This is a genomic window from Curtobacterium citri, from assembly GCF_030362955.1.
GTDB lineage: Bacteria > Actinomycetota > Actinomycetes > Actinomycetales > Microbacteriaceae > Curtobacterium > Curtobacterium citri.
This window is the reverse complement of record NZ_JAUCML010000007.1, coordinates 1-15,993: the sequence shown is the minus strand read 5'-3', so window position 1 is coordinate 15,993 and position 15,993 is coordinate 1. Positions and strand designations below refer to the sequence as shown.

The window sequence follows — 15,993 nt, the reverse complement described above, 5'->3', positions numbered from 1 at the left end:
ATCCTCGGCGTCACCACGGGCACGATGTGGAACCCGGACGCAACGCGCGCGGCAAGTCGTGGGACCTCGGCGAGTGGGTGAGGACGAGCGCAGCGGCGGGTGCGGTGCTGCCGGCGGGCGCGCGGCGTGGAGCGTCTCCGGACCCGGGTCAGTCGTCGTCGGGGGCGAGCCAGATTGCGGCGGCCGCGGCGGCGGGCAGGTCGACGAGGGACTCCTCGCCGGCCGGGTCCCGCCGGGCGACGGCGACCACCCCGGCGTAGTCGCGGACCCGCTCGACGCGCAGGTGCGTCCCCAGCCCGACCCCGAGCTCGTCGAAGTAGCGCAGGAGCGCCGGGTCGTCGTCGGACACCCGGTCGACGACCCCGCAGGCGCCGGGCTCGATCGCCGCGAGCAGGGTCCCCGGTGACGCGGGCACGGTGCCGTCGGCGGCCGGGATCGGATCGCCGTGGGGGTCGTGCGTCGGGTGGCCGAGGTCGGCGTCGACCCGGTCGAGGAACGTCTCCGACACGGTGTGCTCGAGTGCCTCGGCCTCGGTGTGCACCTCGTCCCACGAGTACCCGAGGCGCTGCACCAGGAACGTCTCGATGAGCCGGTGCCGCCGGACCATCGCCACGGCGACCTGCTGCCCGAGCGGGGTGAGCACCACGCCGTAGTACGGGGTGTGCTCGATGAGGCCGTCGCGGTCGAGCTTCCGGAGGTTGCCCGACACCGTGGACGCCGAGACGCCGAGGGCTGCGGCGATGTCCCGCGTCGCGAGCCCCTGCCCGCCGCGCTCGGTCGACTTCCAGACGAGCTTCACGTAGTCCTCCGCCATGACGGACAGGGAGGGCAGGCGCATGCGTCAATGGTACAAACGGCACGTGACCACGACAGCCCCCGTCCGGCGTCGCCGCTGGCCGGTGCCGCCGTCGCTCCTGCTCGGCCTCGCCCCGCTCGTCGCCTTCGCCGCCGTCAGCGCCTGGCGCTCCCGGCCGAGCGACGACTACGGCGCGCTCGGGCAGACCGTCGACAGCGTCGTCCGGGCGCTCGTGCTGCCGGAGGGGATCGCGGTCCTCGTGCTCTGCGCCTACGTGACCGCGCTGGGCTGGTGGCCGATCGCGACCGTCGACCGCGGCCGCACGGCGCTGCGGTGGACGCTGACCGCGCCGGTCCTGATCGCCGTCGTCTGCGTCGCGCGGTTGCCGCTCGTCGACTGGGGCGCGCAGCCGGTCCGCTACTTCCTGCTGCTCACCGTCGGGGTGCTGTTCGTCGGGGTGTTCGAGGAGCTGCTGACCCGCGGGGTCCTCGTCGTCGGGCTCCGTCGCCGGCTGCCCGAGTTCGGGGTGTGGATCGCCTCGTGCGTGCTGTTCGGGCTCCTGCACTTCCTCAACGTCCTGGCCGGGGCGGGTGTCGGCGTCACGGTCGTGCAGGTGGTCTTCGCGGCCTCGTTCGGCTCGACGCTGTACCTCGCCCGACGCCTCACCGGGAACCTGCTCGCGCCGGTGCTGCTCCACGCGTTCTGGGACTTCGGGTCCATCGCGGTCTCGGGCACCGTGCAGACGCAGGACCTGGCGCGCCTGGTGCCCGCCGGTGTCATCGGGCTGTTCGCCTTCGCGGTGCTGGCGCTCGGGGTCGTCGCCGGCGGCGTGGTCGCCTGGCGGGACGACCGGCCCCGTCGCCTGCGACGCCGGTGGCGGACGGTACCGCCCATGGGGGCGGTCGCGGTGTCGGCGGGCGAGCCGCGCCTCCCGTCCGCCGTCTGATCGCTCAGGCGACGGCGGCGCTGCGAATGCCCACAGCCTGCGCCCCGGTTCACCCCCGCGTGGGGGACTGTTCGCCGTCCGGCAACCACCCCTCCCTAGGTTCAGCCTGTTTCCAGACCGGAACTACAGGAAGGGGCGTCGCCCGCCGGGCGACCACCACACATGCGCAGATCCGCCCTCCGCGGAGTGACCGTCGCCGCCGTCGCGACCGCACTCGTCGTCGGGTCGCCGCTCGCCGCACAGGCCGCGACGTACCCGAGCGACTCCACCAAGCCCGACCTCGTGTCGCTGCTGAACGGCTACGACCAGTACTGGACGTCGACCGGGAAGAACGACCTGCACGGCACCGTGAACGACCCGGCGACCCTGGCGACGAACGACCGGCTCACGTCGTGGATCAACCAGCACGCGACGAAGGCGCAGCAGTTCACGGCCCTGCAGGACGCCGAGTACGACAACGCGACGAACACCGCCTACGACCAGTCCTTCACGGTCTCCGAGGGCCTCGGTGATGCGCTCAGCAAGCTGTTCGTGCAGGGACGCAACGACGGCGACCTGCCGCTCGTCAACGCGCTCATCAACTCGTCGAACGGCACGAGCGGCGCCTACGTCGGCACCGGCGACGCGAAGGCCCACTACAGCTACCCGCGGCCGTACCTGCCGACCGACACCGCGGCGACGCTGCCCGCCGGTGACGACACGGCCAGCTGCAACCCGGCGACCGTGAACGCGTCGTCGCTCGCCGCGAACCGCACCGGCAAGGCCTGGGCGGACGCGAAGGGCAACCTCACGATCACGCGCGTGCCCGCGGTGACCGACACCACGCACCAGTTCTCGCCGAACGACGTCGTGCTCGACGCCGGCTACGGCCAGAAGGGCATCTGCACCGGCGGCTCGTACCCCTCGGGCCACACGACGACGGCGTACCAGGCGGGCATCACCCTCGCCACGCTCGTGCCGGAGCTCGCGCCGGAGATCCTCGCGCGTGCCTCCGAGGCCGGCAACGACCGGATCGTCCTCGGCGTGCACTACCCGCTCGACATCATGGGCGGCCGCATCGACGGCGAGGCGGCCCTGGCTGCCCGGTGGTCCGACACCCAGTACCGCACCGAGGTCCTCGAGCCGGCCCGCGCCGAGCTGACGGGGTACCTCGAGGCGAAGTGCGGTGGCACCCTCGCCGACTGCATCGCGGCGGAGAAGCCCTACACGGACGACCCGTACGGCGGCCAGGCGATGCCCGGCGGCACGACCCAGGTCGTCACCGACCGCGCCTCGGCCGCGAAGGTCTACCGCGAGCGCATGACCTACGGCTTCGCGAAGACCGGCACCGCCGGCCTGGCGCCGTCGGTCCCGACCGGCGCGTCGAACCTGCTGCTCTCGACCTTCCCGACCCTGACCGACGCGCAGCGCACCGCGGTGCTCGCGCAGACCGAGATCGCGTCGGGGTACCCCCTCGACCAGTCCGGTACCGCGAACGGCTCGTGGGAGCGTCTCGACCTGGCCGCCGCCACGAGCGCGACCGTCGCGGTCGCCGCGGACGGCACCGCCACCGTGGTGTCCACCGGTGGTGACGCCCGCGTCGTCTCGGGTGTGCTGACCGCCCCCGAGGGCACCTCCGTCGAGGCGGGGAAGCCGATCGCCCTCGCCGGCACCGGTCTGCCCGCCGGTTCGACCCTGCAGGTCGTGCTGCGCTCCGACCCGGTCGTGGTCGGCACGCTGACCGTCGGGGCCGACGGCACCGCGACCGGCTCGGTCACGGTGCCCGCGGGCACCACCGCGGGCGCGCACACGCTCGACCTGGTCGACGCGTCGGGCGCCTCGGTGCTCGTGTCGCCGCTCGCGATCACCGTGACGGCCGCGCCCGCCACGGGAGGCACCGGGACCGGCAGCACCGGGACCGGCGGGTCCGGCACCAGCACCGGGGCCGGCAGCACCGGCACCGTGCCGGCCGGCGTGCACCTGCCCGTCGTCAGCGGCTGATCGTCGCGACGTCCTGACGGGACACCCCGCCGGACGGGAGGCGCGTGGCCAGGCCGCCACGCGCCTCCCGTCCGGCGTCTCCGCGGGGGGTCCGCTAGAGCTCGACCTCGATCGGCTCGGGGCGGACGAGCTCGTGCACGCCCTGGATGACCTCGCTCGGGCGGAACGGGTAGCGGTCGATCTCGGCCTGGTCGCTGATGCCGGTCAGCACGAGCACGGTGTGGAGCCCCGCCTCGATCCCGGCCTGCACGTCGGTGTCCATGCGGTCGCCGATCATGCCCGTGTTCTCGGAGTGCGCACCGATGCGGTTCATCGCCGACCGGAACATCATCGGGTTCGGCTTGCCGACGACGTACGGCTGCTTGCCCGTGGCCTTCTCGATCATCGCGGCGATCGCACCGGTCGCGGGCAGCACGCCCTCGGCGCTCGGGCCCGTCGCGTCGGGGTTCGTCACGATGAACCGGGCACCGTCGCGGATCAGCCGGACGGCCTTCGTGATCGCCTCGAACGAGTAGTTCCGCGTCTCGCCGACGACGACGTAGTCGGGTGCGGTCTCGGTCATGATGAACCCGGCCTCGTGCAGCGCCGTCGTCATGCCCGCCTCGCCGATCACGAACGCCGAGCCGCCGGGCATCTGCGAGCGGCAGAAGTCCGCCGTCGCAAGCGCCGACGTCCAGATCCGCTCCTCGGGCACGTGCAGCCCCGAGCCGCGGAGCCGGGCGCTGAGGTCACGCGGCGTGAAGATCGAGTTGTTCGTCAGGACGAGGAACTCGGTGCCCTCGTCGAGCCACTGCTGGATGAGCTCGGGGGCGCCCGGCAGCGCCTGGTTCTCGTGGACGAGCACGCCGTCCATGTCGGTCAGCCAGCACTCGACGTCGTCGCGGGTCGCCATGGCCACAGCGTACCGGGGGGTCTCGGGACGCCGCTGGCCGGGTGACCAAGGCGGCCTGGCCGACCGGACACCGAACGGCGCTCGGGTTTCGGCTACGGTTTTCGGGACACGTACCGGATCAAGGAGGCCCCCCGTGCTCGTCGACCCTGGCACCCCGTCCGCCGCACCCCGCCGTCGCGGACGGCCGCGGGTGCTCGACCGCCAGCAGGTCATCGACGCGGCGACGACCATCGCGAACGAGGACGGCCTCGACCGCCTGTCCTTCCGTGCCCTGGGTGCGCGGCTCGGCGTCGCCCCGATGACCGTGCACCGGACCATCGGTGGTCTCGACGACCTGCACGCCGAACTCGTGCGGCGCACCGTCGACGAGTTCACCGCCACCTTCGTCTGGCCGGACGACTGGCGCTCGGTCGTCCGGGTCTTCGCCTGCACCTTCCGTGACCTCATGCGCACCCACCCCCTGGTGCTCGAGTCGCACAGCCGGCGGGGTCCGCTGACGTCCACCGAGTCGGACGCCGTCGTGGCGAAGGTCGTCGGCGCGCTGCACCGGGCGGGCCTGCCCGAACGCGAGGCCATGTACGCGTTCTTCGTCGTCTACGACTTCGTCGTCGGGCACGCCGGCGTGCAGGTCGGCCGCGGGGACTCCGACGCGGCGCGACCGGAGCGGCACCGGGTCGTCGCCGATGTCCTCGGCGAGCACTCCTACGACGAGCGGTTCGCGATCGGCCTCGACATCATCGTCGACGGACTCGCGGCCCGGGTGGCCGGGGCGGGCACCGCGACTGGTTGACGGCCTCGCGCCCCGACGGACTGCTGCCATGATCGTCCCGTGGGTCGCAGTCCGGAGCAGGTCGTCGCGGACGCCCGTGCGGCCTCCGCCCGCGGCGACCGTCGCGCTGCGTGGGACTCGCTCCGCACGCACGCCGTCCGCGACCCGGACGAGCCCGCGTACCGGCTCGCGCTCGTCGAGACCTACCGCGCGGCGGGCCACCCGGACCAGGCTGCGCGGTGGGGCGCGTCGGTCCCGGAGGTCCTGACCGACCGCGAACGCGTGCTCCTCGCCCGCATCGCCCGACGGAGTGACGGCGAAGGCGCACTGCGTAGTCACCTCGCGCTGCGCACCGTCCCCGCCGAGCTCGTCGCGCTCCTGCCCTCGGCACGGGAGCGGAGCCGTCGTCGCGCCGAGCGCATCGCGTCGGCGTTCGACCCCGCGCTCGCGCTGGTCGGGTGCCTCGCTGGGGTCGGGCTCGCGGTCGGCGTCCTCGTGACGATGGTCGAGGCGTTCGCCGGCGGCCGGGCGCACGAGGCCGCGCAGGTCACGGTCGCCGCGGGCCTCGGCGCCGTCGTGTTCCTCGGCGTGCTCGCGATCGTGCCCGTGCTGCTCCGACGGCGGTGGGTCGTCGCCGTGCTGCTCGCCGTCGCGGTCACCGCCGCCGTCGTCGTGCTCGCGCACACCGACCCGACCAGGCCGCTGCCCTTCGGCTGAGTGCCACGTGCTCCGGACGGGAGGCGCGGGGCACGCGCCCTACGCTGGTCACGTGACCGAGCGCCTCCCGTCCGACCCCGTGGCCGAGCCGTCGGGACCGGGCGCGGTCCCGACACTGCCGCCGACGCACGAGGCCACCACGAACGGCGTCGGACCGCACCCCGAGCCGTGGCCGGACGACCCGCGGCTGGACCCCGAGCTCCTCGCGGCCGGGGACACCCGGAACGTCGTCGACCGGTTCCGGTACTGGTCGATGGACGCGATCGTCGCCGAGCTCGACACCCGCCGGCACGCGTTCGACGTCGCGATCGAGAACTGGCAGCACGACCTCAACATCGGGTCGATCGTGCGGAGCGCCAACGCCTTCCTCGCCGGGACGGTGCACGTGATCGGTCGGCGGCGGTGGAACAAGCGCGGGGCGATGGTCACCGACCGCTACCAGCACGTCCGGTACCACCCCGACGTCGCCGCGTTCCTCGCGGCCATGCGGGAGGACGACCGGCCGGTCGTCGCGATCGACAACACCCCGGGTGCCGAGCGGATCGAGACCGCGGCGATCCCGGAGCGGTGCGTGTTCCTGTTCGGACAGGAGGGCCCCGGGCTCACCGAAGAGGCCGTCGCCGGCGCGGACGCGCACCTCGAGATCACGCAGTTCGGGTCGACGCGGAGCATCAACGCGTCGGCCGCCGCGGCGATCGTCATGCACGCGTGGGTCGTGCAGCACGCGGAGCTGCCCGCCGACTGAGCCCGCCGGGGCGGTGGTGCGGGCGCGAGCCTCGGCTCCGCGGACACATTCGCGGGGCCGCAGCCGCGAAAGTGTCCGCCAGCGCGAGCCTCGCGTGCGCCACGGGGCGCGGGCGCGGGTCAGCGCGGGGCGGTCGTCCGTCGGGTCACGAGCCGCGGTTCGACCAGGGTCTCGTGGGCCGGGGCCGAGGGATCGGCGATGCGGGCGAGCAGCCGCTCGCCGGCGCCGCGGCCGATGTCGACACTGCGGTCGTCGATGCTCGTCAGCCCCACGTACGACGACGCGGCGAGCGGGGTGTCGTCGTAGCCCATCACCGAGACGTCCTCGGGGATGCGCAGCCCCCGTGCGGCGAGGCCGGACATCGCGCCGAGCGCCATGACGTCGTTCGCGGCGAACACCGCCGTCACGTCGGGGTGGGCGTCGAGCAGGTGCCCGACGGCCTCGGCACCGGCCTCCTCGGTGGGCTCCACGGGCATGACGTGGGTGACGAGCGAGGCGGGCGACGGGGCGGAGGCGACCCGTGCCTCCAGGCCGGCGAGCCGTTCCGCGGACGCCGCCGATCGTCCGCCCACGAAGCCGATGCGGGTGTGCCCGAGCGCGAGCAGGTGCTCGGCCGCCATCCGACCACCGGCACGGTCGTCGTTGGCGACGGTGTCGGCGCGGGGGAGCACGGCGCGCCCGCCCGCGACGACGACGGGCATGCTCGCCGGGATCGCGAGGTCGGTGTCGGGCTCGCCGGCGATGACGATGCCCTCGACGCGCATGGACAGGAAGCCCTCGACGGGGGAGGCGTCGAGGCCGGTGTTGAGGAACCGGTCGGCGACGACGAGGCGGTGGCCCTGGTCCTGCAGCGCCTCGCGGAGGCCGGTCAGCAGGTCGACGAACCACTGGTTGCGGAAGTCGTCGAGCACGACGCCGATCGTGCGGCTGCGGGTGCCCGCCAGGGAGACGGCCGCGGTCGAGGGGCGGTAGTCGAGCTCCTGGATGGCGCGGAGGACGGCCTCGCGGCGCTGCTCGCTGACCTTGGGCGACCGCTGGAGCACGAGGGAGACGAGGGACTTCGACACCCCGGCGCGGGCGGCGACGTCGTAGATGGTCGCGGGCTTGCCGTCGGCGGTGGCGGGCGTGCCGTTCCCCATGATCTCCCTCGACCTGTCGTGGCGTACGTCGATCGTAGTCGGCGCGCCTGGCGGTCGCGTCGGCGGTGGCGCGTGCGAGGCGCGCGGCGGCGGTTCGGTCCGGCGGCGGTTCGACGGTGCAGCGTGCTCGCGAACAACCGAAGGCACGTCGCGCCACGTGTTCTCGTGGCGCGACGTGCCTTCCGTTGTGCGTCGCAGCCGGCCCGGCCGCCAAGCCCTACCCGATCAGGCTCGGCCGCAGGTCGCGCAGCGTCCGCGAGCGGGTCTGCCGCGACGTGACGACGTACGACACGAGCAGCGCGCCGAGCAGCCAGCACGCGAGCACCCCGGCGTCCGACCACACCGCCGCGAACGACCCGCCGTACATCGTCTGCCGCAGGGCGTCGACCGAGTACGTCATCGGGAGCGCGAAGTGCAGTGCCGCCAACGGTCCCGGCAGCGTCTGCCACGGGAACGTCCCGCCGGCGGTGACGAGCTGCACGAGCATGAGCACCAGGCCGAGGAACTGCCCGACCGACCCGAGCAGCACGTTGAGCGCCATGATGATCGCCGCGAAGGTCGCCGACGCGAGCACCATCACCGCCACCGTCGAGCCGGCGTGCACGACGTCGAGGTCGAGCGCGAACCGCACGATCAGGAACAGCGCCGCCATCTGCACGACCCCGAGCAGCGCGGGCGTCAGCCACCCGCCGAGCACCACGCGGAGCGGCTTCCGCACCGCGGTGATCGCGCGCTTCGAGATCGGCTTGAGGATGAGGAACAGCGCGTACATGCCGATCCAGGCCGCCAGCGAGATGAAGAACGGCGCGAGGCCCGCTCCGTAGTTCGAGGCCGCGGCGATGTTGTCGTCGCCGACCTTCACCGGATCGGAGATGACGGACGCCTGGTCGTTCCGCTGCGACGCGGTGGACGCCGGGATCTTCGTGCGGCCCTGGTCGAGCTTCGTCGCGAGCTGCTTCGACCCGTCCTCGACCTCGTCGAGCCCGGTCGACAGCCGGGCCGCCCCCGACGCCGCCGATGCCGACCCGTCCGCGAGGGACGCGGCGCCCGAGGACAGCGTGGGCGCTGCCGCGGCGAGCTTCGACGTGCCGGCCGCGACCTGCGACGAGCCCGAGGCCAGCTTCGACGCCCCGGTGGACGCCGACGCGATGCCGTTCGACAGCGTCGGCGCTGCTGCCGCGAGCTGCGCTGCACCGTCGGAGACCTGCTTCGACCCGGTGGCGAGTTCGTCGACCTTCGTCTGCGCGTCGCCCAGCGTGGCCTTCGTCTGCGCACCGAGCGCGTTGGCCTTGCCGACCTCGGCCGTGATGGCGTCCTGCTGTTCCTGCGTCAGGGTGACGCCCTCGGGCAGGTTCGCCTTGATCTGCGCGAGCAGGGCGGCGGCGTCGATCGGCTGCACGGCCGATGCCTGCTGGTTCGCCGAGTCGACGATGCCCGCGATCGTGGCGTTGCCCGCAGCCACTCGCGATGCACCGTCGGCCAGCTGCGCCGTCTGCTCCGGCAGCGCCGCCGTCTGCTGCTGTGCCGTCTGCAGCCCGGATGCCAGGGTCGACGCCCCGGACGCCACCTGCTGCGCGCCGCTGTCGAGCTGCGCGGTCTGCGACGGCAGCGACGCCGTACCCGATGCGAGCTCCGACGCCCCGGCGGACAGCTTCGCGGTGCCGTCGGCGAGCGATGCCGCACCGTCCGCTGCCGAGGTCGCCCCCGACGCCAGCTGTCCGGCCCCGTCGACGGCGTCGCCGAGGCTGTCCCGCACGTCGGCGAGCCCGAGGAGCAGCGTCGACGCGGCCTGCTTGCCGACCCGCTCGGCGACCGCGGTCCGCATGGTCTTGCCCGCCTGCTCGGCGATCGTCGACGCCAGGTACGAGTTGGTGTCCGCGGTCGTCATGACGAGTTCGGCGCGCTTCGGGTCGTCCGACTGCGCCGAGACGAGCGACTCGGAGAAGTCGTGCGGGATGGTCACGACGAAGTCGTAGGTGCCGTTCCGGACGCCGGAGCGCGCGTCGGCCGCGGTCGTCTCCTTCCACGCGAAGTCGCCGCCGTCGATCGCCTCCTTCGCGACGTCCTTGCCGTAGTCGACCCGGTCGCCGTCGAGCGTCGCGCCGGCGTCCTGGTCGACGATCGCCGCGGGCACCTGGTCGAGCTTGGCGTACGGGTCGCGGTTCGCCCAGAGGTACGCGCCGCCGTAGAGCAGCGGCACGATCATGAGGGCGATGAACGCCAGCCGGGCGAGCGGCGTCGCGGTGAGGCGCGCCAGTTCGGCGCGGACGAGCGAGGGGACGGTCATGCGGGTGCCTCCGTCGGGACGGTTGCGGATGATGCGGGGGCGGACGGGAGGCGCGGGTCGCCGCCGTCGGTTGGGCCCACGCTGGCCGGTTCCGACGCACCGCGGAGCTTGCGGAGCGGTGTGGCGGCCGAGCCAGTGGGGAAGGTCACGTCCTCGGGACCCGCGGTCTGGATGGTGTCGAGCAGCTGCTCGACGGTCTCGGCGGCGGCCTTCGATGTCACGAGGACGACGGTGACCCCGCGGCGGGCGACCTCGCGCACCACCGCGAACCAGTCGCCCACGGCGCCCCCGTGCCGCTCGGGCGAGGTGAGCACGACGCCCGTGACCCCGTCCCGCAGCAGCGCGAGCTCCACGAGCAGTCGGACCCGCACGTCGGTCGGGACCCGCTGCACGGCCGTGTCGGCCCACTGTCGGAGACCGAGCTCGTCGAGCACGGTGTCGACGTGGGCACGGGAGGGCCGGCGCGAGGCGAACGCGAGCTCCTCGCGCACGATCCGTCGCACGGTCGTCACCGGGAACGGCTCGGCGACGCCCGGGGTGTCCACGAGCGCGACGGACGCGCGGACCGCCGCGGCGTCCTCGTGCCCGTCGAGCAGCACCCGTCCGGTGTCGGGCCGCATCCGGCCGCCGGCGATGAGCGACGCGAGCACCGGTGCCTGTTCGGTCTCCACGGCGAGGACACCAGGGTGTCCCGGTGCGGCGACGGCGGAGACGACGGGCAGCGCGGCGCCGGGCTCCTCGCCGATGCCGACGTGGTCGAGTTCGAGGGTCATGCGCGGTCCTCCGGTCCGGTGCGGTGCGCCGCGGGAGCAGTGTCGGTGGTGGTGACGGTGGGCTCGGCGAGCAGTGCCGTCCGCCAGTCCACGCCGGCCATGCCGAGTGCGGACACGACGACCATGCGGTGGCCGGCGTCGTCGGGCGTGCCGGAGCGGGTCGCCTCGTCGAGCACGGCCAGGCAGGCCCCCTCGACGAGTCGCCCGAGCGTCGCTGCGTCGACGTCGTCGCGCATCGACCCGTCGGCGATCCCGAGCGCGCACGCCTCGCGCACCTGGGCGCGCAGGGGTTCGAACACGGCGGCGACGGTGGCGACGAACGGCTCGTGCACCGCGATGCGCGCCATGGAGCGGACGTGGGTGACCTCCGACCACAGCGTCACCGCGATGACGGCGAGCCGCGAGGCCGGCGGCAGGTCGACGAGGTCCGCGGTGCTCGGCATCGCGCCGAGGATCCGCTGCGCTCCGGCGGTCACGACCTCGCGCACGAGGTCGTCGCGGGAGGGGAAATGTCCGTAGACCGCACGCCGCGACAGCCCCGCGGCGGCGGCGATCGCCTCGAGCGAGGCGTCCTGGTCGCGCTGCAGGAGGGTCTTCGCGGCCTCGACGAGCGCGGCGCGGTTGGCGGTGGCGTCCCGTCGTGGCGCTCGAACGGGGGGTGCAGAGTTGCTCACGCCACCATCGTAATAACTTGCACACCGCTGTGCAAGATCGGACGGCGAGGCTGTCTGTCCGCAGAAGTGCCGACTACGTGCCCTGAGAAGGACCACATAGCTTCATCAGAACTTCACCGGAAGACTGACCGAGCCAGGAGTGTGCTGCGTGACCCGTGCAACACCGCCCAACAACCCACCACGTCGGTACCGCGCCCAGCGCGTGCTGACCTCGATCGTCGCCGTCGCGGCCCTCGCCTGCGGCGGACTCGCCGTCGGCGGCACCGCCTCCGCAGCACCCGCCAGCACCTCGGCCTCGGCCGACTCGAAGCTCTCCGCATCGTTGCGGAAGGCCTCGCCGGACAAGAAGGTCAGCGCCTTCGTCCGGACGACCGGTGCCGGTGCGCTCGAGGTGGACGCGCAGGCGAAGGGCGGGAACCTCAACCGCTCCAAGGCGCCCTCGTCCGCCGCGAAGAGCCGGATCGCGACGATCCGCTCGACCAACGCGAAGGTCCTGAACGCCGTCAAGGGCGTCGACGGCAAGGCCGCCGAGCTCTACGCGACCGAGTACACCGTCCCCGGCGTCGCGGTCGTCGCCGACGCCGCGGCGTTCGCCGAGATCGCGAAGCGCTCGGACGTCGAGAGCATCGTGCCGCTCCGACCGAAGAAGGTCGTCGAGCCGCAGCGGAACGCCTCGGCCGATGCGGCCCCCTCCGGCGTCGACCCCAGCCTGGCGAAGGCGGGTGCCGACGGCGTCGCGCCGAAGAACGCCGCGAGCGACCTCTACACCAAGGCCTACGACGCCTGGACCCAGACCGGGCACACCGGCAAGGGCATCAACGTCGCCGTCATCGACACCGGCCTCGACTACACGCAGGCCGACTTCGGCGGCCCGGGCACCACGTCCGCCTACCAGGACGCCCTCGCCAGCACCGGGACGCCCACCGCGGGCTCGTACGACCCGTCGAAGTTCCTCGGCGGCTACGACTTCGCCGGTCCCACGTACAACGCGGACCCGAGCGACCCGGACGCCTACCAGCCCGTCCCCGAGCCGGACGCGAACCCGATCGACGGCAAGGGCGGTGACCACGGCACGCACGTGGCCGGCACCGCCGCCGGGTTCGGCCTGAACGCCGACAAGAGCACCTTCCGCGGCGACTACACGAAGCTCACCCCGCAGCAGGTCCAGGACATGTGGGTCGGCCCGGGCAGCGCCCCGCAGGCCGGGCTCTACGCCCTCAAGGTGTTCGGTGACGGCGGCGGCTCGACCGACCTGACCGGCGCCGCGCTCGACTGGGTCGGGCAGTCCCTGACCGAGGGCAGGAGCATCAACGTCATCAACCTGTCGCTCGGCTCCGACTACGGCGCGGCCGACGACCCCGACAACGCCAAGATCGACGCGCTCACGGCACGCGGGGTGCTCCCGGTGATCGCAGCGGGCAACGCCGACGACTTCACCGACGTCGGTGGCTCGCCGGGCAACGCGGAGGGCGCCCTCACCGTCGCCGCCGCGTCGACCGGTCAGAGCCTGTTCGACGCCGTCGAGGCGACCGCCCCGGCGGACGTCGCGAAGAACTGGCGCGCGCAGTACTCGCAGAACTTCCAGGGCACGCTCCCGGTCGAGGGCGACGTGTTCGTGCCGACGGTCGACGTGGACGGCTGCACGCCGTTCACCGGCGACGAGGCCGCCGCGCTCAAGGGCAAGGTGGCCTGGCTGAAGTGGACGGACGGCGCGCTCGAGTGCGGCTCCGGTGTCCGGTTCAACAACGTCCAGGCAGCCGGCGGCATCGGCGTGCTCCTCGCGGGCACGGTCAACACCTTCGACTCGGGCATCGCCGGGAACGCGGCCATCCCGGGTGCCGAGCTGACCCGGGACAGCGTGACGGGCCTCCAGGCCGCTGCCACCGCCGGGACCCTGCACGTGCGCTTCGCGAACGAGCTGAAGGGCGTCGAGCTCGCGACGGACGCCGAGACCACGAACACCCTGGCGCCGTTCACCAGCCGCGGTGACCACGGTGCGTACGGCGACGTCGTCAAGCCGGACATCGCCGCACCGGGCGTCAACGTCATCTCCGCCTACAACGGCACCGGCAACGGTCGCCTCTCGCTCAGCGGAACGTCGATGGCCACCCCGCACACCGCGGGCATCGCCGCCCTGGCGTTCGAGACCCACCCGGGTTGGAGCGCGCCGGAGATCAAGGCCCTGCTCATGAACACGGCCACGCACGACGTGAAGCAGCAGGCCGGCAGCGACCAGCTGGCGACGCAGCTCCGACAGGGCACCGGCCGTGTCGACGCCCTGCAGGCCGTGCAGGACGGCACCACCGTCCGCAGCCAGGAGAACGACCAGCTCGTCACCGCCTCGTTCGGTGTCGTGGAGGTCAGCGCCCCGACGACCGAGAAGCGCACGCTCCTGGTGCGCAACACCACGGCGCAGACGCAGACCTACAAGGTGGCGTACGAGTCGCGGATCGCGCAGCCGGGTGTCGTGTTCGGCCTCAGCTCGGACACCGTGACCGTCACGGCCGGCGGGACCGCCACGGTCACCGTCACCATGACGATCGCCGACCCGACGCTCCTCCGGAAGGTCATCGACCCGACGCAGGCCGCGGTCGAGGGCGGCACGCAGCGTGAGTTCGTGCCGGCCGCCACCGGTCTGGTCACGTTCACCCCGGCCACCGAGGGTGTCTCGCCGCTCCGACTCGGCGTCTACGCCGCACCGGAGCCGGTCAGCACGCTGCACGCCGACGACGTCGTCTTCGGTGGCAGCGCCCGCACCGCAACGATCACGCCCGAGGGCACCGGCGTCTCGCAGGGGACCGGCTCGACCGCGTACCAGGCGCTCGTCGCACCGTTCCAGCTCGGCGGCACCGACCCGAAGGAGTCGTTCCCGGACGGCACCGCGAAGCAGACCCTGGCGGCCGCGGACATCCGTGCCTTCGGGGCGAACTCCACGGCGCTCGGCCTCAAGGACAAGTCGAAGGGCCTCGTGTCCTTCGGTGTCCAGACGGACGGCCCGGACGCGAACCCCGGCGTCTCGAACAACGTCGAGGTGCTCATCGACACGAACCGTGACGGCGAGCCCGACTTCCTGACGTACGACGTCAAGTCGACGACGGCCGACGTGACCCTCGTCCGCACGATCGACCTGAACCAGACGGACCCGAAGAAGCAGCTCGTCGACACGCAGCTCCTCGGTGGCGCCGCCGCCGGTGTCGACACGAACACCTTCGACTCCACCGTCAAGGTGCTCCCGGTCTCGCTCGGTGCCCTCGGGTACACGGCGAAGTCGACCTCGGGCGTCTTCGACTACGCGGTCGTGACCGAGTCGGCCTACTCGCCGACGCTGCCGACCGCCGCCTCCTCGGTGGTGGACGACACGAAGACGGCGACGTTCAACGCCTTCCAGCCCGCGGTGTCCTTCACGCAGAACGGGGCCTCGGCCCTGACCTACCCGGACACGGCGATCAAGGTCATCCGCTCCTCGGCGACCTCGACGGCCGCGAAGGTCCTCCTCCTGCACCTGCACAACGCCCCGGGCGACCAGGCGGACGTGCTCAGCACGACCTCGGTGACCCCGAAGCTCGCGCTGGTGTCGGGCAACGTCACGGTCACGGGCTCGACGAAGGTCGGCACGAACCTGCGGTCGCACGTGGGCACCTGGAACACGGACGGCATCACGTTCTCGTACCAGTGGCTCCGTGACGGGAAGAAGGTCGGCTCCACGGCCGCGACCTACAAGACGTCCAAGTCGGACATCGGCCACAAGCTGTCCGTCGTCGTGACCGCGAAGAAGTCGGGGTACGAGAGCACCTCGATCACCTCCGCGCAGACGGGGACGATCACCAAGTAGCACCACCACGGGAGCGGGTGGTCCTTCGCGGGCCGCCCGCTCTCGTCGTGTCCGGTGCGCGGACCGTCGAGCGGTGTGCGTCAAGGGGACATGTAGTTAGGCAAACTAGGCAGTGGGTGCGAGCATTGCGACATGCGAACGCAGAGCACCCTGATGCAGCTCCGGGCCAACCCGATGGAGTGGCGACGCCGAGGGCTCACCCCGCCGGACCCTCCAGGCCATGGTCGAGGAACGCCTCGCCCAGCCGGGCCACTCGCCGATCGTCGGCGATCCCTCGTACCAGGACTTCTTCCGCGGCTGACCGCGGAACGCCACCACACGACGGACGGGAGGCGCGGTGCCCGCTGGCACCGCGCCTCCCGTCCGGCGGTCCGTCCGGTGTGGTCGCGTCAGAAGTCGAGCAGACGCGGGACGAAGAGCTGCAGGTCCAGCCACAGCGCGCC

Annotated in this window: 12 protein-coding genes; 6 read left to right on the top strand and 6 right to left on the bottom strand. The window is 72.9% G+C overall.

The window, feature by feature from the left end; translation table 11 throughout:
* Nucleotides 1-148: 148 nt before the first annotated feature.
* Nucleotides 149-838 carry a metal-dependent transcriptional regulator gene (locus QUG92_RS11400; protein WP_182046082.1) on the bottom strand — a complete coding sequence of 230 codons (690 nt, stop codon included), beginning with the start codon at nt 836-838 and terminating at the stop codon, nt 149-151.
* 22 nt (nt 839-860) lie between these two features.
* On the opposite strand from QUG92_RS11400, the gene QUG92_RS11395 reads away from it, so the two are divergent.
* Nucleotides 861-1,742 (top strand): CPBP family intramembrane glutamic endopeptidase, encoded by an 882-nt coding sequence (locus QUG92_RS11395; protein ID WP_289459147.1) that lies wholly within the window; start codon nt 861-863, stop codon nt 1,740-1,742.
* A 162-nt stretch (nt 1,743-1,904) separates the two neighbouring features.
* Nucleotides 1,905-3,722: a phosphatase PAP2 family protein gene (locus QUG92_RS11390; protein ID WP_289459146.1), complete on the top strand. Its 1,818-nt coding sequence runs from the start codon at nt 1,905-1,907 to the stop codon at nt 3,720-3,722.
* Between the two features lie 94 nt (nt 3,723-3,816).
* Here the strand turns inward: QUG92_RS11390 and QUG92_RS11385 are convergent, their stop codons facing one another.
* Nucleotides 3,817-4,614, bottom strand: coding sequence for an HAD-IIA family hydrolase (locus QUG92_RS11385; RefSeq protein WP_069712381.1), 798 nt, complete (start codon nt 4,612-4,614; stop codon nt 3,817-3,819).
* Nucleotides 4,615-4,747: 133 nt separating this feature from the next.
* Here QUG92_RS11385 and QUG92_RS11380 point away from each other — a divergent pair, with 133 nt between their 5' ends.
* From QUG92_RS11380 to QUG92_RS11370, 3 genes are all read left to right on the top strand, one after another.
* On the top strand, nt 4,748-5,404 hold the full coding sequence (locus QUG92_RS11380) for a TetR/AcrR family transcriptional regulator (RefSeq protein WP_289459145.1): 657 nt from the start codon (nt 4,748-4,750) through the stop codon (nt 5,402-5,404).
* 39 nt (nt 5,405-5,443) lie between these two features.
* Nucleotides 5,444-6,100, top strand: a complete 657-nt coding sequence (locus QUG92_RS11375; RefSeq protein ID WP_289459144.1) for a hypothetical protein — start codon at nt 5,444-5,446, stop codon at nt 6,098-6,100.
* Nucleotides 6,101-6,179: 79 nt separating this feature from the next.
* Complete coding sequence (locus QUG92_RS11370) at nt 6,180-6,845, top strand: TrmH family RNA methyltransferase (protein ID WP_434533050.1); 666 nt, start codon at nt 6,180-6,182, stop codon at nt 6,843-6,845.
* A gap of 119 nt (nt 6,846-6,964) precedes the next feature.
* Here the strand turns inward: QUG92_RS11370 and QUG92_RS11365 are convergent, their stop codons facing one another.
* From QUG92_RS11365 to QUG92_RS11350, 4 genes are all read right to left on the bottom strand, one after another.
* Nucleotides 6,965-7,984: a LacI family DNA-binding transcriptional regulator gene (locus QUG92_RS11365; protein ID WP_182046077.1), complete on the bottom strand. Its 1,020-nt coding sequence runs from the start codon at nt 7,982-7,984 to the stop codon at nt 6,965-6,967.
* 217 nt (nt 7,985-8,201) lie between these two features.
* Nucleotides 8,202-10,271: a YhgE/Pip domain-containing protein gene (locus QUG92_RS11360; RefSeq protein WP_289459143.1), complete on the bottom strand. Its 2,070-nt coding sequence runs from the start codon at nt 10,269-10,271 to the stop codon at nt 8,202-8,204.
* Nucleotides 10,268-11,044 carry a P-loop NTPase family protein gene (locus QUG92_RS11355; protein ID WP_289459142.1) on the bottom strand — a complete coding sequence of 259 codons (777 nt, stop codon included), beginning with the start codon at nt 11,042-11,044 and terminating at the stop codon, nt 10,268-10,270. Before QUG92_RS11355 ends, QUG92_RS11360 begins: the two co-directional genes overlap by 4 nt.
* The gene (locus QUG92_RS11350; protein WP_182046074.1) at nt 11,041-11,718 is read right to left on the bottom strand and encodes a TetR/AcrR family transcriptional regulator; all 678 of its coding nucleotides are present in this window, start codon (nt 11,716-11,718) and stop codon (nt 11,041-11,043) included. The genes QUG92_RS11355 and QUG92_RS11350 overlap by 4 nt, the downstream gene beginning before the upstream one ends.
* A gap of 148 nt (nt 11,719-11,866) precedes the next feature.
* On the opposite strand from QUG92_RS11350, the gene QUG92_RS11345 reads away from it, so the two are divergent.
* A complete protein-coding gene (locus QUG92_RS11345) occupies nt 11,867-15,550 on the top strand; it encodes a S8 family serine peptidase (RefSeq protein WP_289459141.1) in 3,684 nt (1,227 codons plus the stop codon).
* Nucleotides 15,551-15,993: the final 443 nt, after the last annotated feature.